General features: G+C 32.1%; 19 protein-coding genes. 17 read left to right on the top strand and 2 right to left on the bottom strand.

Translation table 11 applies throughout. The features are described from left to right. Positions 1-9 precede the first annotated feature (9 nt). From WA327_RS12850 to WA327_RS12825, 6 genes are all read left to right on the top strand, one after another. Complete coding sequence (locus WA327_RS12850; protein WP_106678499.1) at positions 10-738, top strand: ABC transporter ATP-binding protein; 729 nt, start codon at positions 10-12, stop codon at positions 736-738. 130 nt (positions 739-868) lie between these two features. Then, positions 869-1,222: a GxxExxY protein gene (locus tag WA327_RS12845; RefSeq protein ID WP_336070619.1), complete on the top strand. Its 354-nt coding sequence runs from the start codon at positions 869-871 to the stop codon at positions 1,220-1,222. A 47-nt stretch (positions 1,223-1,269) separates the two neighbouring features. Further along, a complete protein-coding gene (locus tag WA327_RS12840) occupies positions 1,270-2,376 on the top strand; it encodes an ABC transporter permease (RefSeq protein WP_106678497.1) in 1,107 nt (368 codons plus the stop codon). After that, the gene (locus tag WA327_RS12835) at positions 2,376-3,497 is read left to right on the top strand and encodes an ABC transporter permease (protein WP_106678495.1); all 1,122 of its coding nucleotides are present in this window, start codon (positions 2,376-2,378) and stop codon (positions 3,495-3,497) included. The genes WA327_RS12840 and WA327_RS12835 overlap by 1 nt, the downstream gene beginning before the upstream one ends. Before the next feature lie 117 nt (positions 3,498-3,614). Further along, positions 3,615-5,072: an FAD/NAD(P)-binding oxidoreductase gene (locus WA327_RS12830; RefSeq protein WP_336070365.1), complete on the top strand. Its 1,458-nt coding sequence runs from the start codon at positions 3,615-3,617 to the stop codon at positions 5,070-5,072. Between the two features lie 13 nt (positions 5,073-5,085). Then, entirely contained in the window at positions 5,086-5,223 is a 138-nt protein-coding gene (locus tag WA327_RS12825) for a hypothetical protein (protein WP_165353716.1), read from the top strand. 186 nt (positions 5,224-5,409) lie between these two features. Here the strand turns inward: WA327_RS12825 and WA327_RS12820 are convergent, their stop codons facing one another. Both WA327_RS12820 and WA327_RS12815 read right to left on the bottom strand, forming a co-directional pair. Further along, the gene (locus WA327_RS12820; protein WP_336070361.1) at positions 5,410-7,500 is read right to left on the bottom strand and encodes a TonB-dependent receptor domain-containing protein; all 2,091 of its coding nucleotides are present in this window, start codon (positions 7,498-7,500) and stop codon (positions 5,410-5,412) included. Positions 7,501-7,586: 86 nt separating this feature from the next. After that, positions 7,587-7,961 carry a hypothetical protein gene (locus WA327_RS12815; protein ID WP_336070359.1) on the bottom strand — a complete coding sequence of 125 codons (375 nt, stop codon included), beginning with the start codon at positions 7,959-7,961 and terminating at the stop codon, positions 7,587-7,589. 133 nt (positions 7,962-8,094) lie between these two features. Here WA327_RS12815 and WA327_RS12810 point away from each other — a divergent pair, with 133 nt between their 5' ends. From WA327_RS12810 to WA327_RS12760, 11 genes are all read left to right on the top strand, one after another. Continuing rightward, positions 8,095-9,405, top strand: a complete 1,311-nt coding sequence (locus tag WA327_RS12810; protein WP_336070357.1) for a TolC family protein — start codon at positions 8,095-8,097, stop codon at positions 9,403-9,405. 107 nt (positions 9,406-9,512) lie between these two features. After that, positions 9,513-10,589: an efflux RND transporter periplasmic adaptor subunit gene (locus WA327_RS12805; protein WP_336070355.1), complete on the top strand. Its 1,077-nt coding sequence runs from the start codon at positions 9,513-9,515 to the stop codon at positions 10,587-10,589. Positions 10,590-10,779: 190 nt separating this feature from the next. After that, on the top strand, positions 10,780-13,974 hold the full coding sequence (locus tag WA327_RS12800) for an efflux RND transporter permease subunit (protein WP_336070353.1): 3,195 nt from the start codon (positions 10,780-10,782) through the stop codon (positions 13,972-13,974). A gap of 83 nt (positions 13,975-14,057) precedes the next feature. Continuing rightward, the gene (locus tag WA327_RS12795; protein ID WP_336070351.1) at positions 14,058-14,363 is read left to right on the top strand and encodes a hypothetical protein; all 306 of its coding nucleotides are present in this window, start codon (positions 14,058-14,060) and stop codon (positions 14,361-14,363) included. A 19-nt stretch (positions 14,364-14,382) separates the two neighbouring features. Then, the gene (locus tag WA327_RS12790) at positions 14,383-14,571 is read left to right on the top strand and encodes a DUF2892 domain-containing protein (protein ID WP_336070350.1); all 189 of its coding nucleotides are present in this window, start codon (positions 14,383-14,385) and stop codon (positions 14,569-14,571) included. 78 nt (positions 14,572-14,649) lie between these two features. Continuing rightward, positions 14,650-15,204 (top strand): YeeE/YedE thiosulfate transporter family protein, encoded by a 555-nt coding sequence (locus WA327_RS12785; protein WP_336070348.1) that lies wholly within the window; start codon positions 14,650-14,652, stop codon positions 15,202-15,204. Positions 15,205-15,208: 4 nt separating this feature from the next. Next, positions 15,209-15,625: a DUF6691 family protein gene (locus tag WA327_RS12780; RefSeq protein WP_336070347.1), complete on the top strand. Its 417-nt coding sequence runs from the start codon at positions 15,209-15,211 to the stop codon at positions 15,623-15,625. Positions 15,626-15,714: 89 nt separating this feature from the next. Further along, positions 15,715-16,053 carry a DUF4870 domain-containing protein gene (locus WA327_RS12775; RefSeq protein WP_336070345.1) on the top strand — a complete coding sequence of 113 codons (339 nt, stop codon included), beginning with the start codon at positions 15,715-15,717 and terminating at the stop codon, positions 16,051-16,053. A 132-nt stretch (positions 16,054-16,185) separates the two neighbouring features. Further along, positions 16,186-19,104 (top strand): histidine kinase, encoded by a 2,919-nt coding sequence (locus WA327_RS12770; protein WP_336070343.1) that lies wholly within the window; start codon positions 16,186-16,188, stop codon positions 19,102-19,104. Between the two features lie 3 nt (positions 19,105-19,107). Next, positions 19,108-19,860: a LytTR family DNA-binding domain-containing protein gene (locus WA327_RS12765; RefSeq protein WP_336070341.1), complete on the top strand. Its 753-nt coding sequence runs from the start codon at positions 19,108-19,110 to the stop codon at positions 19,858-19,860. Positions 19,861-20,105: 245 nt separating this feature from the next. Beyond that, positions 20,106-21,329: a hypothetical protein gene (locus WA327_RS12760; RefSeq protein ID WP_336070340.1), complete on the top strand. Its 1,224-nt coding sequence runs from the start codon at positions 20,106-20,108 to the stop codon at positions 21,327-21,329. Positions 21,330-21,353: the final 24 nt, after the last annotated feature.

Raw genomic sequence — 21,353 nt, 5'->3', positions numbered from 1 at the left:
TTAAAAAAAATGAAGAATAACAACGTCATACAAGTAGAAGGCTTAACCAAAATGTTTGGAGATTTTACTGCTGTAAATGCTATAACTTTTGAAGTTAAAAAAGGCGAAATATTTGGTTTCTTAGGCGCAAATGGAGCAGGAAAAACCACAGCTATGAAAATGCTGATAGGAATTTCCAATCCTACCTCTGGAAAAGCAAATGTAGCTGGTTTCGATGTGTTTACACATGCTGAAGACATCAAGAAAAGCATTGGTTATATGAGTCAGAAATTTGCCTTGTACGACGATTTAACAGTGAAAGAAAATATTACTTTTTTTGGAGGTATTTATGGATTATCCAGAAAACGAATCAAAGAAAAATCGGCAATTTTAATTGAGGAATTAGGATTAGAAAAAGTAGCAAACAAACTCGTTGGCGCATTGCCCTTAGGCTGGAAACAAAAACTATCATTCTCTGTATCCATGATTCACGACCCTAAAATTGTGTTTTTAGATGAACCAACAGGAGGCGTTGATCCGATTACCAGACGTCAGTTTTGGGAAATGATTTACAAAGCAGCCAACCAAGGAACAACGGTTTTTGTTACCACACATTATATGGATGAAGCAGAATATTGCGACCGAGTTTCCATTATGGTTAATGGTAAAATAGAAGCTTTAGATACTCCAAAACAATTAAAAGCGCAGTTTGAAGTAGATAATATGAATGATGTGTTTTTAAAACTAGCAAGAGGATGAAAATGTTTCCCGCAGATTTCACAGATTTACGCAGAAAATAGATTTAAAAAATCTGCGCTTATTTGCGAAATCAGCGGTAGAAAAAAATAAAATAATTATGGAATAAAAAACAGAAAAAGAATTATCCTTTATCATCAGAGGAGCGATTTTTAAAGTCTTTAATGAATTAGGTCCTGGTTTATTAGAATCTGTATATGAAACCGTTTTAATGTATGAATTAGAAAAACAAGGATTATCTGTAAAAAGACAAGTAGCATTACCAATTTTTTATGATGATATTGAATTAGAAATTGGTTACAGATTAGATTTATTAATAAATAATGAGGTAATAATCGAAATCAAATCAGTAGAAACTTTAGCAAAAGTTCATCATAAACAAGTTCTAACTTATTTAAAAATTTCAGAACTGAAGTTAGGCATTTTAGTGAATTTCAATGTCGATGACATCACAAAAGGCATTTACAGAAAAGTAAACGGACTATAAAAACAAAAAAAATCTGCGGTAATCAGCGTAATCCGCGGGAATATATTATGAAAAGATTCATAGGCTTCATAAAAAAAGAATTCTACCACATCTTTAGAGATAGACGTTCATTGTTTATACTCTTTGGAATGCCAATAGCACAAATTATGTTGTTTGGTTTCGCTATTACTAACGAAATAAATAATGTAGATATCGCCATTTTAGACCATTCTAAAGATGTAACAACAGAAGAAATTATCAATAAAATTTCAGCTTCAAAATATTTCAGTATCAATCAATTTATTGAAAAAGAATCTGACATTGAAACCGTTTTCAAAAAAGGAAAAGTAAAAGCAGTTTTAAATATCGAAAAAGATTTCAGCAAAAATCTAATCAAAGAACACAAAGCAACAATTCAAATAATTACAGATGCTACAGACCCAAATACAGCAAATACCATAAGTAATTATGTAAACGCCATTCTTATTCAATATCAAAAAGAATTGAACAAAGAAATCACAATCACCTATCAAACAGTTCCACAAACAAGAATGGTTTACAATCCCGAATTAAAAAGCGTGTATATGTTTGTTCCTGGAGTTATGACCATCATTTTGATGTTAGTTTCTGCAATGATGACTTCTATTTCTATAACAAGAGAGAAGGAATTAGGCACTATGGAAATACTTTTGGTGTCTCCATTAAAACCATTCCAAGTTATTGTCGGAAAGGTGTTTCCTTATATTTTTCTGTCCATAATCAATGCAGTAGTTATTGTATTGTTGAGCATTTTTATTTTCAAAATGCCAGTACAAGGAAGCTTGTTTTTATTAGCTTTAGAAAGTATATTGTTTATCATTAGTGCTTTGGCTTTGGGTATATTAATCTCAACCATTTCGGCAACCCAACAAACAGCAATGATGATTTCCTTGATGGGATTAATGCTTCCTGTTATTTTGCTTTCTGGCTTTATTTTTCCAATATCAAGCATGCCATTACCATTGCAAATCATTAGTAATATCATTCCTGCAAAATGGTTTATCATCATTATAAAAGGCATTATGCTGAAAGGTGTTGGCATTCAATTTATATGGAAAGAAACATTGATTTTAGTTGCTATGACCATCTTTTTCATCGGTTTAAGTGTGAAGAAATATAAAATCAGACTCGAGTAATGAAAACAATTCTATACATCATACAAAAGGAATTCAAGCAAATCTTTAGAAATAAAGGCATGCTTCCTATCATTTTTGTTTTACCAATATTACAACTCGTCATTTTATCTAATGCTGCCACTTTTGAAGTTAAGAATATCAAATTCGGTTATATCGATAACGACCATACATCAACCTCCAGAGCCTTAGTAGAAAAATTTAACGCCTCAACTTATTTTAACGTATTAACCGATTTTCCTTCAGAAGCATTGGCAAGTGCTGCCATGCTAAAAGGAGAAGTGGATGTGCTTTTGGAAATTCCGAATTATTTTGAACGCGATTTACAAAACGAAAAACACAATGCTTTAGGTGTTACTATTAACGCAATTGATGGTGCTGCAGCTGGAGTAGAAAATGTATATGTTTCACAGATTGTGCAACGTTTTAATCAAAATTTAAAAGTGGATTTGATGCAGGTTTCAGACCAGCAAATTCAGCCCGTAAATATTGAAACTATTCCTTTATTTTGGTATAACGAAACACTAAATTATAAAACCTTTATGGTTCCTGGAATATTGGTTTTACTAGTCACTATGATTACATTATTCCTGTCTGGAATGAATATTGTTCGCGAAAAAGAAATCGGTACTTTAGAGCAAATAAACGTGACGCCAATTAAAAAAAGCCAGTTTATTATCGGAAAACTCTTTCCGTTTTGGGTTATAGGAATGGGTTTGTTAACCATTGGTTTAATCTTGGCAAAAGTTATATTTAATGTGCCAATGATTGGTAGTTTGCCACTCATGTATTTATACACTTCCATTTATATTTTTGTAGTATTAGGTATTGGATTATTCATTTCAAATTTCACCGAAACACAACAACAAGCCATGTTTATTGCTTGGTTTTTTACGGTTATATTTATATTAATGAGTGGTTTATTTACACCAATAGAAAGTATGCCAAAATGGGCACAAACCATAACGGAGTTTAACCCAATTAAATACTTTGTAGAAGTAATGCGCATGGTCATGCTAAAAGGCTCTAACATAAATGACATTTTACCACAACTAATCAAAACAGCGTTATATGCCTTTATAATGAATGGGTTGGCAGTTTGGAGTTACAGGAAAACAAATTAAAAATCTTATGTAACAAAAGTAACTGTATAAACTTTAGCTTAAAGTTACCTTTACAGAAGGATTAAAAAAGTATACACTTCACTTTTTAATCGTAACTAACTCATAATCTGAATCAAAATGTCTAAAATTGTCATTTTAGGAGCAGGAATTTCTGGTCATGTGGCAGCTTCACACTTACGAAGAAAGCTATCTAAAGATCACGAAGTTTTAGTAGTATCTCCTAACAGTAATTACCAATGGATACCTTCTAATATTTGGGTAGGAATTGGTAGAATGAAATCTAAAAAAATCTTATTTCCATTAGCACCATTATATAAAAAGAAAGGTATTGGGTATAAACAAGCAAAAGCCATTTCATTTTTTCCTGAAGGTGATAAAAATGAAGAGAAGCCTTACGTTTTAGCCGAATATGTTACAGGTGAAAACAAAGGAACTCAAGAAAAAGTCACTTACGATTATTTAATAAACGCAACAGGTCCAAAACTTAATTTTGAAGCGACTGAAGGTTTAATACCTGGTCAAAACAAAATCTATTCAGTTTGTACTTACACACATGCAGATCATGCTTGGGAAGGCTTAAATGAAGTCATTAAACAAATGAAAGCCGGTAAAAAAGCCAAAATTTTAATAGGTACTGGTCATGCCAAATCAACCTGTCAAGGTGCTGCATTTGAATATATTTTGAATGTAGAACAAGAGTTACGTAGACATAAAGTACGTGATATGGCTGAAATTACTTGGATATCTAATGAATTTCTATTAGGAGATTTTGGTATGGACGGTATGTTAATGAGTTACGGAAGCATGACGATGAAGTCTAATGAGATGATAGAAATGATTTTTGAAGACCGAGATATAAAATGGATTACAGGAGCAGGTGTAAATAAAATTGAAGATGGCATAGCGCACTACGAAAATTTAGATGGCGAATACAAAACCGAAACTTATGATTTTGCAATGTTAATTCCAGCATTTTCAGGTCACGGTTTTAAAGCTTACGATAAAAATGATAACGACATTACAGACAAGCTATTTAAAGGCTTTATGATTGTAGATGCTGATTATACACCAAAACCTTATGAGCAATGGAGTGTGCAAGATTGGCCAGAAACGTACCAAAACCCAAGCTATAAAAATATTTTTGCACCAGGTATTGCATTTGCGCCGCCACATACAATTTCTAAACCTAGAAAAAGTAAAAATGGAACTGATATATTTCCTGCTCCACCAAGAACAGGTATGCCATCAGGTATTACAGCAAAATTAGTAGCAGATAACATTATCGATAGTATAAAATCCGGTAAAGAATCTTTACACCATAAAGGATCAATGGGAAATATGGGAGCAGCATGTATAGCTTCTGCTGGTTATGGTATGACTCAAGGAAGTGGTGTAAGTATTACCACATACCCAATTGTACCAGATTATAATAAATATCCAAAAACACAAGGTAGAAAACTAGGGAAAACCTTTGGAGATATAGGTTTAGCAGGACATTGGTTAAAATTAGCCTTACACTACGCCTTTATTTACAAAGCAAAAATGAAACCGTTTTGGTGGTTGATCCCTGAATAAAAAAATTAAGATTATGACACAAAGAATATCAAAATATCAGCGTTTTAAAATGATGAATCCTATTATACAATTTTTTAAATTCATCTATTTAAGTATCAAAATAATGATTGTTGTAGCTGGCGGACATGGCGGCACAAGAAAAGTAAACTGACGTGGTTGTCAGTGATTTTGGTTGGTTTTTAATTGAAAAAGGGCATTTTAAAAATGCCCTTTTTCTATATGATTTAGCAATCAAAATAGCGTCAGTTCACGTGATTTTTAGTGTTTGCTTAGTGTAGTCGAAGCAGAACTAAAAAATTGTATCAAGAACTTTTAATAAATAACGGACATGTTTTTATTAAAATTGATACTGCACAAAAGCAGAAAAGTTACGTCCTGGTTCTGTAATAGGTGTTCTTCCAAAATCAGCTTGATTAGTAAAACTAAAGTTTAAGTGGTTATTATAGGCTTCATCAAAAATATTTAATGCTGCAATACCTAATGTTAAGTTTTTGAGTGGTTTTACACCTAATTTTACATCTAAAGTTTCATAACCAGCTGTTGTAGTTTCTCCAAAACTTTCTGCAATATTCTCTTGTTTGCTTGTGACGTTATATTGCACTTTTGCCCAATATTTTTCACGATTAACACCTAAAGAAAACGTGCTATTTAATGGCGGTGTAAGTGGTAAAGATTCACTTAAATCATTGTTTTTTGCATACACGTAAGCCAATTCAGTTTTAAAATAAAAATCATTTAAAAAGTTAACTTTCGCCATAGCTTCAAAACCAGTTTTATAAGCGTTATCTAAATTTCTAAACACTTTTACTTCTTGTGGCATTGCAGTTGGCATATACTTGCGTGTAATTGTTGGATCAACAACTGCTACTATATAATTCTCGAATTTAGAATAGTAAAAACTAGCCGCGTAATTAAAGTTGTTTTTATTGTTTTTTCCTTTAAAACCAATTTCAAATTGATTGTTAACTTCTGGATTTAGATTTGGGTTTCCTAAATATTCATAAGGATCTTGACCAACAGTAAAATGATTAATATAACGCTCTATCATATTAGCACTTCGTACGCCACGACCATAAGCAGCTTCTAACGTAAAATTATTTGTAACTAATCGCTTGATAGAGACTGTTCCGCTTACATTGTTATCTGTTTTTTCTTCTAAATCGTAACGCGCAGCAAAGTCGTCTTCTGGATCTTGTATATCACTTTTTACTAGGTCATAACGCATACCAGCAGTTAATACTGTGGTTGGGTTAATTGCCCATTTTGCTTCTGTAAATACACCATAATCGTTAATGTAAGAATCTTGCCAAACCTTGTCGTTAAACACCATTGGCATAGCAAGTGACATACCCATCATGTTTAACTTTATGGTTCTGGTTCTTCCACCATCTCTTGCAATGGTCATAGCATCCAAACCACTAAAAATTGTCAGGTTTTTTGCTGGTTGCCAGTTTAATTCTAATTTTCCTCCAATAGTTGTAGATTCAACAGAAGATTCTGCCGCCATACGCGCAAAAGAAGGTCTGTCAAAATTTGTCATTAAATGATCTACGTAGCTGTAATACGCTTTCGCGGAAAAGCTTTTAACAGTTTCACCTAAATCAGAAATTTTATAATCTAAAGACAGGATACTACTATCATCATATTCGGTATCCATCATTAGCGCAGCATGTTGTACATCACGACCAAAAGATTGACGCCAATGCGCTTGTAAACGTTGATTGTCTGTAAAATTATAGCCTAACTTTACACCATAATCGGTGCTTCTAAAAGATGAAGGAGTTTCAACACCATTTCCGTCTTCATAGCTTCCAAAATCTCTATAACCAACATTACCTACAATGTCATATTTGTCTTCAATATATTGTAATTGAAGCATGTTTACCATCGAGTTTCCGTTGGTTTCATATCCAGCAGAAGCTTTACCATGAAAGCCTTTATCTAAATAATTTGGTTTTTGAGTGACTAAGTTTACAATACCGCCAAATGTTGCGCCATAACGTACGGTGTACGGACCTTTAATAATTTCAATTTTTGAAATTTCTTCAGGAATCACATGTGTTGTTATTGGATCCATACGGTTTGGGCAAGCGTGCATTGCTTTAGTTCCGCCATCATATTGCACGTTTAATTGCTCGTATTGACTAGCTCTAAAACTTGGGTCTATAGCGTAATTACCTCTTTTAATAACAGAAAAACCGTTAATATCATTAAATAAATCGGCTACGTTTTTAGGTTGAACAATTGTTTCATCATACTTATTAGTAACAATAGTATGTATCGGATCTGTTTTTAAATTTCCGGTTACAATAACTTCGTCTAAAGTTGTTACTTTTTGTGTAGTTGTATCTTGTGCTTTATGGTTTATTTGAGCAATAGATACGGTTGTGATTAGCGCACATAATAATGCACTATAAAATGTTTTCATCTTATAATTTTATTTGAAAATTTGTAATAAGTCAGTGGTTTTAATACTGAAAAACAGTATTAAAACTAAAATAATAGTATGTAGACTTAAACTTGTGGAGGATGAAAACAGGAAGATTTATAACTAAAGTTATAAAGGTTAAGATAAGTAAAGTTTTCCCTTTTTAAACTATAAAAGTTTGCTTGTAATTTATAACCTGTAATGTCTTGTTTAAATAGAAGTAACTCTTCAAAATTTACAATTTTAACAGGCTCATTTTTGTCACCAGTAGTTTGAGCTACTTTTTTTAAATGACACTTTCCGTTACATTGTAATTCTGGTTTGTCTTTATTTTCGCAAAGCTCTTCAATAAAGCCAATAGGATCTAATTCGTAGTATATAAAAGTAAAAGAGACTCTTAGCATATTAAATATAATAAGAGCGCTTAAACTAACAGCAAAAAAGAAAATCCATTTTTTCATGTCACAAAAATAAATTGTAGAGATTAATTTAAATGTGACAAAAGTCACATTAGGCTATCATTTTATCTAGGTAACATATGTTACTGACATAGGTGTTTTCTAAACGTACATTTGTATCTGTAAAAATTGAAAAATGAAACATTTAATTAACTTATCAATCCTATCAGTATTTATTTGGTCTGCCTCAACACAAGCTCAAGAGTTAAAACCAATAAGTAAAAGTGAAGTTTTGACTCAAGTTTCAGAAAACAATACATCAATAAAAATTTCTGAAGAAGAATTTAACCAAGCTAAAGCAGATTATAGACAGACCAATGCTATTTTCTTGCCAAATATTACAGCTAGTCACACGGGTATTTCTACAACAAATCCTTTAATGGCTTTTGGTTCTAAATTAAATCAAGAAATTTTAACAAGCAATGATTTTAATCCAGCATTGTTAAACGATCCAGAAACAACACAAAACTTTGCAACTAAGCTAGAAGTACAACAACCATTAATTAATGTAGATGGTATATTTCAGCGTAAAGCAGCCAAATCTAAAATGGAAGCTATGTCACTAAAGACAAAGCGCACAGAAGATTATATTGCTTTTGAAGTTGATAAAGCCTACATGCAATTACAATTAGCATACAAAGCTGTAGATGTTTTAGAAAAAGCTTTAGAAGCTGCTAACGCAAACAAAAAATTAGCTGATGATAGTTATGAGCAAGGGTATTTACAACGTGCAGATGTACTTAATGTAGAAGTGCGTGTTACCGAAGTAAAAAACCAATTACAACAAGCTAAAAGCAACGTGCAAAATGCGTCTAATTATTTATCATTTTTAATGAATGACGACACATTTATAACCTACAAACCAAGCGATACATTAACACCTTATGTGCGTACAATTGAGTTAAAAACGTTTACTGAAAATCGTAGCGATATCAAAGCAATGCAGTTAGCAAGTAAAGCTTATGAAGCAATGAGTAAAGCAGATAAAATGGCGTTTTTACCACGTTTAAACGCTTTTGGAAGTTACGAAATGTATGATGATAAAATCTTTCAAGCAGATGCCAACGGATACATAGTTGGTGCGCAATTAAGTTGGGATATTTTTCAAGGATCAAAGCGTTTTGGAAAAGCTCAGAAAAGTAGAGCCGAGTTTGAAAAATCTAAACTAGAATACAATCAATATGTATCAAAAAGTAAGTTAGAATTAAATAAAGCCAAACGAATGCTTATTGATGCCGAAAACAAATTAGACCTATCAAAATTAGCTTTAGATCAATCTGAAGAATCACTTCGTATTCGTACCAATCGTTTTAAAGAAGGTTTAGAAAAAACATCAGATTTATTGATGGCAGAAACCCAATACGCACAAAAACAATTAGAATATTACCAAACCATTTTTGAGTACAATTACGCTTTAGCGTACGTTAATTTTTTAACTAAAGAATAGTGTTTAGTTAGCAGTATGCAGTAGCAGTAATCAGTAAATATGAATAAAAATTAGCTCAGAAAAACATTCGTGAATTCGAGGCAAACAAAAAAATAAACTCAATTAAAATGAAAAAACTATATACCATCTTATCTCTTTCAACCGCAATACTAATAGCAAGTTGTGGTAGCGAAGACAAAAAAGAAGTTGCAGATAATTCGCCAGCTATTCCAGTAAAAGTTGCACAGGTTAGCGACAATAATGACAGTCCATTTTTAGCGGTAAGCGGAAAAATTCAAGCCGAAAACAGTGCGAATTTAAGCACAAGAATGATGGGTTATGTCAATAACGTACCTGTAAATGTTGGCGATAAAGTAAGCAAAGGACAATTGTTAGTAGCTATTAATAATGCCGATTTACAAGCGCAAAAAGCACAAGTAAACGCAAATATCACAAAAGCTACAGCAGCATTTAATAATGCTAAAAAAGACTATGAGCGTTTTCAAGTACTTTTTGCAAAAAGCAGTGCCTCTCAAAAAGAAATGGATGATATGACAGCCAATTATGAGATGGCAAAAGCTGGTCTTGAAGCCGCAAAACAAATGAAAAACGAAATTAACGCACAATTTGCTTATACCAATATTACTGCACCATTTAGCGGAGTTATTACAAGCAAAAATGTAAAGAAAGGAGATATGGCAAATCCAGGTCAGCCTTTAATTTCAATAGAAGCACCAGGCGATTTTGAAGTGGTTGCAATGGTTCCAGAAACCGAAATTTCAGACATAAAAAAAGATATAAAAGTAAGTGTAAATGTAAAATCTATTAACCAAACTATTTCTGGAAAAGTAACCGAAGTAAGTACATCTGCAGCACAAACAGGTGGGCAATATTTAGTAAAGATAACCTTAGATAAAACCGATGCAAAAATTCTATCAGGAATGTTCACAACGGTGCAATTTCCTGTAGAAAGAAAAGCTGAAACTTCAATGGTTTTAATACCAAAAGAAGCTATTGTAAACAACGGTCAATTAAGCGGCGTTTATACGGTAAGCCAAAGTAATACAGCTATTTTGCGTTGGTTGCGTTTAGGTAGAACGTTTGGAAATGAAGTAGAAGTTTTATCTGGTTTAAACGCCAATGAAAGTTACATCGTTTCAGCAGAAGGAAAGTTGTATAACGGAGCGAAAATAAGTAAGCAGTAATTCAGTTTGCAGTAGGCAGTAAATAGTACTGAATTTTAAATTAATAACAAGATTGAATTAACAGTTCAAAGTAGCGTTAGGGATAGAAGCGGCATCCTTTTTATTGTCACATTGAGCGCAGTCGAAATGTAAGACAATAAAAAGATATAGCGAATAGCCCGTTAAAACGCCCAAAAAATAAGAAATCAAAATGAAAGAAGGTTTAGCAGGAAAAATTGCCAAAGTCTTTATGACATCGAAGCTTACAGTGCTTTTAATGATTGTTTTTATGGTCATTGGTGTGTACAGCTCGTTTTTAATTCCTCGAGAAGAAGAGCCGCAAATTGATGTGCCTATGGCAGATATTTTTGTAGGTTATCCTGGTGCAAGTCCAACCGAGGTTGAATCTAGAGTGATCAAGCCTTTAGAGCAATTAATTTCGAATATAAAAGGTGTGGAATATGTATATTCTACGTCTATGAAAGAACAAGGAATGGTCATCGTTCAGTTTTATGTGGGCGAAGATATCGAGCGTTCTTTTGTAAAACTTTACAACGAAATCAATAAGCATATGGATGAAATGCCTGAAGGCGTAACGTTTCCATTAGTAAAAACACGTGCTATTGATGATGTACCGATGTTGGGTTTAACGTTGTGGAGTGAGACTTATGACGATTTCCAATTAGGGCAAATGGCTCAAGAATTAGAAGCCGAAATTAAGAAAGTAAATGACGTTGCAATTACACACAAAATAGGTGGAAGAGAACGTCAAATACGTGTCGTTTTAGATAAAGATAAATTAGCAAGTGCAGGCTTAGACTTTCTATCGGTTTCTGAAATGATTAAAGCCAACAACGCACAATTAAATAGCGGAACTTTTGATAAAAATGATACCGAATTTGTGGTAAACACAGGCAAGTTTTTAGAATCGATGACTGATGTTGAAAATCTAGTCGTTGGTGTTCAGCAAAATCAGCCAATTTATTTAAAGCAAGTCGCAAAAATTGTTGATGGTCCAGAAGTGCCACAAAATTATGTTAGTCTTGGTTTTGGTCAGGCTAGCGAAAAAGCAAACGATTACAAATCAGAATATCCAGCTGTAACTATTTCGGTAGCAAAACGAAAAGGTGCAGACGCGATGAAAATTGCAGACGTCATCATTGATAAAGTAGAGCATTTGCGCAAAACCTTAATACCTGATGATGTTCACGTAGAAATTACTAGAAACTATGGCGAAACTGCGTCTCATAAAGTATCAGAATTATTATTACATCTTATTGGTTCTATCATAGCAGTAACATTTGTAGTGATGTTGGCAATGGGTTGGCGTGGTGGATTGGTCGTGTTTTTATCGGTACCAATTACCTTTGCATTAACGCTGTTAAGCTACTATATGCTCGATTACACGCTTAACCGAATTACCTTATTCGCATTAGTATTTGTAACAGGTATTGTGGTAGATGATTCCATTATTATTGCCGAAAATATGCATAGGCATTTTAAAATGAAACGCTTGCCATTTAAACAAGCCGCATTATATGCCATTAATGAAGTAGGTAATCCAACTATTTTAGCAACCTTTACCGTAATTGCATCGGTATTGCCTATGGCATTTGTGTCTGGATTAATGGGCCCATATATGGCGCCAATGCCAATTGGAGCGTCTATTGCAATGATACTGTCGTTATTTGTAGCCTTAACTATAACACCGTATTTAGGGTATATTTTCTTGCGTGAAAAAGACAAGAAAGGTGTAGTTGAGAAACCTAAAAAACCATTAGAAGACACTAAAATTTACAAGTTCTACGAGAAATTTGAACGTCCGTTAATTGAAAGTTCTTCAAAACGTTGGTTGTTTTTAGGGTTGACTTTCATTTTGTTAATGGGAACAATGGTAATGTTCTTTACCAATTCGGTCGTTGTAAAAATGTTACCGTTTGATAACAAAAACGAGTTTCAAGTAGTTATTGATATGCCTGAAGGAACCACTTTAGAACGTACGGCTGTTGTGGCTCAAGAAATTTCACAATACTTATCAACGCGACCAGAAGTGGTTAACTATCAAAATTATATTGGGACTTCGGCACCAATTACCTTTAACGGATTAGTACGTCATTACGATTTACGTGGCGGAAGTAATATGGCAGATATACAAGTGAATTTAATTGATAAAGGAGAACGTAGTGCGCAATCTCACGATATTGCAAAATTATTGCGTCCTGACATTCAAAAGATAGCTTCAAAATATAATGCGAATGTTAAGGTTGTTGAAGTTCCACCAGGTCCACCTGTATTATCAACTTTAGTGGCTGAAATTTATGGTCCTGATTACGATAAGCAAATGGAGATTGCTAACGAAGTTCAGAACATTTTGAATAATACAGAAGATGTTGTTGACGTCGATTGGATGGTAGAAGCTGATCAAAAAGAATTTCAATTCACCATAGATAAAGAAAAAGCAATGCTTTACGGTGTAGCACCAAAACAGATTGCTTATACCATGAATATGGCATTGTCGAACAGACCTTTAACCGTGTTGTATGATGAAGATGCAGTAAATCAAATAGGTTTAGTGTTAGCTTTAGATGAAAAGGAAAAGTCAACCATTCAAGATATTTCACAGTTAAAGGTAAAATCGCAACAAGGTAATCTAGTTCCGATTGTAGACTTGGTTGATATTACTGAAACCACAAGTGCAAAAAGCATCTACCGTAAAAACCAAAAACGTGTAGTTTATGTGTTAGCAGATATGGCTGGTAAATTAGAAAGTCCTGCGTATGTTATTTTAGGAATGGAAGAGAAGCTAAAAGCGATTAATTTACCACAAGGCTATGAGATTAATGAAATGTATTTGGGACAGCCAGAATTTGAAGATGATTACACCGTAAAATGGGATGGAGAATGGCAAATTACCTTGGAAGTATTTAGAGATTTAGGAATAGCATTTTTAGGAGCAATTGCTTTAATCTACATCTTAATTGTAGGTTGGTTCCAAAACTTTAAAGCACCAATAGTAATGATGGTTGCCATACCATTATCGATGATTGGTATTATTTTAGGTCACTGGTTAATGGGCGCATTTTTCACCGCAACATCATTTATTGGTATGATTGCTTTGGCGGGAATTATGGTACGTAATTCGGTATTGTTAATTGACTTTATAAACCTAAGATTAGAAGAAGGCGTGCCATTAAAACAAGCCGCAATCGAAGCAGGAGCAGTGCGTACAACACCAATTTTATTAACTGCTGGAACAGTAGTCATAGGTGCATTTGTTATCCTATTTGACCCGATCTTTCAAGGATTAGCTATTTCGTTAATGGGCGGAACTATTGTTTCAACTGTATTAACCTTATTAGTTGTGCCTTTAGTGTATTATATGATAGAACGTAAAAACCATAAATAAAAAGCTGGCCGAGCATGATTGAGTGTCATGAGAGTTCAAAAAAAATCTTAGTTGTGCTCATTTGGCCAGTAAAGTTGAAAGATATGAAATTACTATTAGTAACCGCAGTAGAAGAGTTTCATAAGGATGTGATAAAACTCTTTAAAAAAGCAGGCATTGAAAATTTTAGCGAATCTGATATAGATGGTTATAAAAACAACCATGCTTTAATTATGTCTACCAATTGGTTTGGAGCAGAAAATGCAAGTAATGAGTCTACAATGTTTTTCTCATTTACAGAAGACATGTTTATTGATACTCTTTTTGATTTAATAAAAGAGTTCAATAACAATTTAGAAACCAACAATCCTATTAAAGCGATTGTTGTACCTATAGAAAGAGCAATTTAAATTTAAATAAATAATAGTTATGTTAAACAGGTATATAAGAGCAATAGCAGGAGTTTTTGTTATAATAAGCGTATTATTAGGTATGTACGTTAATCAAAATTGGTTGTGGTTTACAGTGTTTGTAGGCGCTAATTTATTTCAGTCTGCAATCACTAAATGGTGTTTGATGGAAGATATTTTAACTAAAATATTCAAAATCAAAAACTAATAATAGTTCTATTTATTAAAAATAGGTATTAATTTCCATAAATTAATTATAGCGTGTACTTTTGCGTAAATTTGATTTATGGATTTTTTTTTACAACCATGGTCATGGTTGCTCTCAGGATTTTTAATAGCGCTTACTATGTTTTTCCTTTTAATAATGGGGAAAACTTTTGGCATGTCTTCTAATTTACGCACTTTTTGCGCCATGTGTGGTGGCGGTAAGTTTAGTCAGTTATTTAATTTTAATTGGCGACAACAAAGTTGGAATCTTTTAGTTGCTGTTGGAGCAATTTTAGGAGGATTTGTAGCTAAGAATTTTATGACTGATGGAAAGACGCCTCAAGTTAGTCAAGCTACAAAAGAAGGTTTAAAACAAATTGGTTTTTCTGAGGATAACACTTATTTACCTAAAGAATTGTTTTCTACAGAAGCTTTACAAGAACCAAAAACGCTTATTATTTTAATTGTTGGCGGTTTACTAATAGGTTTTGGTACACGCTATGCAGGTGGTTGTACTTCGGGGCATGCAATATCTGGATTAAGTAACCTTCAAAGACCTTCGTTATTAGCAGTAATAGGTTTTTTTATTGGAGGTTTAATCATGGTACATTTATTATTTCCTTTAATTTTTTAGTACAATGAAAAAAGTATTCATCTATTTAGTAGTCGGTTTCTTTTTTGGAATAATTATGTACAAATCTGAAGCAGCATCGTGGTTTAGAATTTATGAAATGTTTAGGTTTGAGTCTTTTCATATGTACGGAATTATTGGGACAGCTTTGTTTTTTGGGATCATCTTCACTCAGCTTATAAAAAGAAAAAAAATAAAGTCTATTGATGGTAATCCAATATTAATTCCTGATAAAGAAAAATCAATCTATCGCTATCTGTTTGGCGGAACCATTTTTGGCTTAGGTTGGGCTTTAGCAGGTGCATGTCCTGGACCAATGTTTACTTTAGTAGGAGCAGGATTTTTACCTATATTAATTGTTATTGTTTCAGCAGTTGTTGGTACTTTTATTTATGGACTTTTAAAAGACAAACTTCCTCATTAACAATAAATTATTGTTTTATTTTTAAAAATTTGTAACTTTTTTGATAATGATGCGTCCTATAAGTGTCAATCATCAAAAACAATACAACTATGCAAGAAAATAAACAATTAATAGTACTGACTCATCTTAGTCAATTAGTAACTTTAATAATAGGTTTTGGTAGTTTATTATTGCCTTTAATTATTTGGTTAACCCAACGAGATAAGGTTTTAGAGTTAGACCAACATGGTAAGAACATTGTCAATTTTCAATTAAGTTTATTAGTTTATTTTATAATATGTATACCATTAATTTTATTACTGGGCTTAGGTTTTATCGGATTTATGGTTTTAGGATTAATTTCAATAATTTTCCCTGTAGTAAATGCTATTAAGGCAAGTCACGGCGAAACACCAAAATACCCTTTATCTTTTAATTTTATTAGTTAGTTAGTTTTTAGATAGAGTTAAAAACGCAATCTTTTTAAGATTGCGTTTTTTTGTTTAGAAAAAAAACAACTGCTTACAGAAAAAACAAAGCTTGATTAGCTAATTAAATATTAAGTTTGCTAATTATAAGCTATGCGATTAATAATTAGATACATACTTTTAGTTGTTTTATTTGGTTTTGGAAGCTCTATCGAGGCACAAAACCCAGTGGTACAACACATGTCTAAAATATCTAATTTACCTGATGTAGAATTTTATGATATTTTAGAGGATGATGACCATTATATCTGGCTTGCAGCAGATAAAGGCTTGTATAGGTACAACGGAAAAAACTACAAAAAGTTTACAAATCCAAACCAAAAAGTAAACTCATTATTTCAATTAAAATTAGATGAAACAGGTAGACTTTGGTGTATCAACCTTTACGGTCAAATATTTTATATTGAAAACAATACATTAACCCTTTTTTATGATGCTAATAAGCTAGTAAAAGGGCAATTATCACCTTTCGAAATTACGGACAAAGCCATACGTTTATTTACCGTAGACGGTATTTATGACATTGATTTTGAAGATAAAAGCATTGTTAAGCTTTTTGAAGGTATGTCCGTTAGCGAGAGTTCTTATAATAAATTGTCTTATGTTATTAAGATGGACTCTGATGATAGACCTTCAAAAGAGAAGCAAAATTGGTATCAAATTAAGGATGATAAACTAAAACTACTAATAGAGCTGACTTCAAAGTTCAGAATGCAGTCACCAAAGGTATATGCTTTTAAAAATTCAGCACTTTTAAATTTTAAAGAACAAGGTAAAAATCAACTTTATTATTACAACACTCAAGCTGATAAAGTCAAGCAGCTAACAACACCAAAAAACCTTGAAGATGTAACTATTTACAACATTATATCTTTAAATAATGACTATTGGTTTTTAACAACTTCTGGTGTTTTTATATTTCAATTAAAACAAAATCAATTAATTTTTAAAGAACAATTATTTAGTAACGAATCTGTTACTGATGTGTTAGTAGATTTCAATAAAAATTATTGGTTCACTACCTTAGATAATGGTGTTTTTGTGTCATCTAATTTAAGCATAAGACGTCTTAATTTAGACCTTACAAAAGATAAAATCACAGCAGCTTGTGCGCTAAATAATAATCAATTTTTACTTGGTACCAATAGTGGTAAATTGTTATTTTATAACAATAAAGAAGTGTTTAAAACCCTAAAATTACCAGGCTCTAAGATTATTGGTAATTTGTTTTTTGATGCCTCACAAAACCATGTTATTGTTAGTATTAATGCTTCTGAATCTTATAGTGTAGACTTAAATACATTCACTTTAAAAGACCAAAAAAATAAATACTCTGTAGCCAAAACATTTTCTAAAATAAATGAAGAAAACCTTTTTTATGGTAGTTATAAGGAAGCTGTAGTTTACAATAAACCTTACACTTCAGATTCAATACGAATTATTAGAGAAAGCAGAGTGAAAACTTCTGAAGTCTTAGAAGAAAAAATTTTCGTTTCTTTCATTGATGGATTATATCAATTTGATGTAAAGAATTTTAATTCAAAAGAAATTAAATTAGAAAATGAAAGTGTTTTAGTTAATTCAATTGCAAAGATTAATAATGAAGTTTGGCTTGCCACACAACACAATGGTTTGTTGTGTTTTAAGGACAATCAATTGATTTCAAAACAAGATATTTTACCAAAACAAGTTCAGATAAATACACTAAAATCTGATGGTGAATTTCTATGGATTTCAACAGATGAAGGTTTTTATAGATTTCAACCAAAAACCAATCAAATTAAGAGTTTAAATACGCAAGATGGATTGACTTTATCGGTTGATAAATTTATCATTCTTCAAGATTATTTGGTCGCAACTTTCCCCAATTCATTTTATTTAATGCCTAAAAATGAAGCACTTTTTAAAGACTTTAAAACTTCTAAAGTGTGGATGGAATCTGTAAAAATTAATGATAAAGATACCGTAGTCAATACCAATTATAATTTACCATATAATTTTAATAATTTAAGGTTTGACTTTAACTCTAATGGCTTTCAATCTAACAAGCATGTTGGTTACAAATACCGCATAAAACCTATTGATACTACATGGCGAGACGTTCCTTTAAACACACATTTTGTAGTGTTTAATAGTTTGTCTAGCGGTAAATATACTTTTGAGTTACAAGGTCAAAATATTGGTAGTAAAGACATACAGTTTGCAAGTCCAATCACCTTTATTATCAATAAACCTTTTTGGGAAACATACTGGTTTTATGCGCTTATTTTATTGGTCGTAGCAGGTTTAATTTGGTTGTATTTTAGATGGCGACTAAGACAAAAAGAAGCACAACGAATTGCCGAAATCGATAAAATATTAATCGACAAAAAAATAACTAATTTGAAGTTAGAAAATCTGCGATCTCAAATGAATCCGCACTTTATTTTCAATGCTTTAAATTCCATTCAAGATTATATTATTTCCAATGAAAAAGATCTGGCAAGTTCATATTTAGTAAAGTTCAGCAGATTAATCAGAATGTATTTGGATTATAGTCAGCAAAACGAAATTACTTTAGAAGAAGAACTAAATGCCTTAAAACTGTATTTAGAATTAGAAAAAGTTAGATTTGAAGACGAGCTAACGTATAGTTTAAATGTAGATGAAAAACTAAATGTTAGACAAATAAAAGTTCCGTCGTTATTCATTCAACCTTATGTGGAAAATGCATTAAAACATGGGCTTTTACACAAATCTGGTGAACGATTATTAAATGTTGAAGCTAACGCAACCAATGAAAATACGCTTGTAATTACAGTAGAAGATAACGGAATTGGAAGACAGCAATCTGAAGCCTTAAAACGAAGTGATAAACCACACAAGCCCTTTGCTACCAAAGCAAACGAAGAACGTGTAAGGCTTTACAAAAACAAATTAAAACGAAATATTAATATAGAAATTATAGATTTATATAATTCTAACCAACAACCAACTGGTACAAAAGTGGTAATTACCATGCCAATACAATAAATTATGAAGGCTATAATCATTGACGACGAAAAGCGCGCAAGACATTTATTATCTAATTTAATAACAGATCATTGTCCAAGTATAAGTGAGATTTATGAAGCTTCAGACCTAAAACTAGGGGTAGATTTAATTAAAACAGAGCATCCAGATATCGTATTTTTAGATATTGAAATGCCAAATCAGTCAGGTTTAGATATTTTAGAATATTTCCCTAATCAGATAGATTTTAAAATCATTTTTGTTACAGCATATAACCAATATGCTATAGATGCCTTTAAACTTTCGGCAGTAGATTACTTATTAAAACCTGTAGATATAACAGAACTTAAAGAAGCAGTCTTAAAAGCAAAAGACGCTGTAGAAACCAATAATTTAAGCGAACAATTAAACAAATTAAGAGACTCTTTAAAGCAACTATCAATCGATAAAATAGCTTTAGAAATACCTAAAGGAATCCTCTTTGCTTCACATAATGATATTGTTTATTTTGAAGCAGATGGTATGTACACTAATGTGCAATTGGTAGAAGGGAAGCAAAAAACTATTTGCAAACCGTTAAAGCATTTTGTAGAGCAATTATCTAAAAATGCTATGTTTTTTAAATGTCATCGTTCTTATTTAATCAACTTAAAATATGTTGAAGAATTAGTGAAAGATGATGGTGATTATCTATTGATGAGTAATCAAAAACGAATTCCAATTTCTAAGTCAAAACGCGATCAGTTTTTAGAAGTTGTAAAAGAAACTTTCTTATAATTTTTTAGACTATTTTGTCATTCAGAGCGTAGCGAAGAATCTTTAAACCTATAAAGTTTTATAATCCTATTTGCGCTTTTTAATTAAATAGCCACTACGAGTGTTTATGAGGAGTTTTTGTCATTCTGAGAAAAGCGAAGAACCTGTAAAAACTCTTTCAGAAAAAAAATAACTGTTTTTAGAAAAAACTACTTTAATCTGCTAGTGTTTAGTTTTTTATTTGACAAATAACTAAAAATACTATCATGAAAAAAGTAGTCCTATTTATTGCTTTAGCGTTATGCTACGGTACATCTCAAGCTCAATTTGGTAAAATGTTAAAAAAGAAAGCCAAAGCAGCGGTAGAGACGAAGTTAGATAAAAAAGAAGACACAAGCTCGTCTTCAAAAACTGAAAATTCTTCAGGAATGGTTGGAAGTTCTTCAACATCTAACCAAAATTCTTCAAAAACAGAATACACAGATGAAGAATTTAAAGCAGAATTAGCTAAAAAATATCCAAACGATCAAGCTAAACAAGATTTATACTACCAAAAATATCTTGAAAAAAAGCAAAAAGAAGCAGAAGCTAACAAACCAAAATCAGCAACAAAAATAGGAGACGAATTCTTATACATGTCTTACCCTTTTGCAATGACTAAAGGGATGAGTGCAGTTGGTGTAGACCGTGTAAAACTTAGACGTCAAATGACAGATATGGGTGATAATGTAGACCTATTACCGTATCAAGACCCAGAATATGCTTGGTTACGTTTCTTAACCACACCAGAATTAGTAATGATGTCACCAGAAGGTTATATTGGTTACGAATTAGTTTCTGGTATGTTTAGAACAAAAATTGGTGCTGACAGATCTAGAACAATAGAGCTTGGTACAGGTATGCCAATACTTGTTAGAGGTATGCTTATAGCAGAAGATGTATTTGTTATTTACGCAGGTTCTCATCAAGGTGGGCACGCTTTTAATGTGCCATCATACATGCATCAAAACGATATTACAGTGTTAAATATTATTGGTAAAGGCGAACAACAATTTCATTTAGATTGGTTAGAAAAAGCAAAGCCAATTGTACAAGAGTTTGAAGCCACATTAAAAGCAAATTATGATGCAGCTGCAAAATCAACCATGGATGCTATAAAAATGCCAAAAGCTGGTAGCATGAATAGTAATGCTTCATTAGTGAGTTTTGCTAAAGAAAATGTATCAAAAACCATTGCAAAAGATGGTGCAAAACTTCTAAAGTTAAATATAGAATCTAACGATTGGAGTATTGTAAAAAACAAATACACAGGTCGTATTTTATACCGTTGGATCAAAGGTGCTTTTACAGAAAAAAATAAAAATAACGACTGCTATTTACAAGGTTTTTTAATCAAGCAACAATACAATGGTAGTGGTTATGGTAGCTCACAATTTGGTGGTGTTATACATGGACAAATGCCATACGGACAAAAAATGAACTGCGAATAATTAATATACGCTATTAATCATAAT

It is taken from the genome of Mesoflavibacter sp. CH_XMU1404-2, assembly GCF_037029465.1.
GTDB lineage: Bacteria > Bacteroidota > Bacteroidia > Flavobacteriales > Flavobacteriaceae > Mesoflavibacter.
This window is presented reverse-complemented; position numbering and strand designations above follow the sequence as displayed.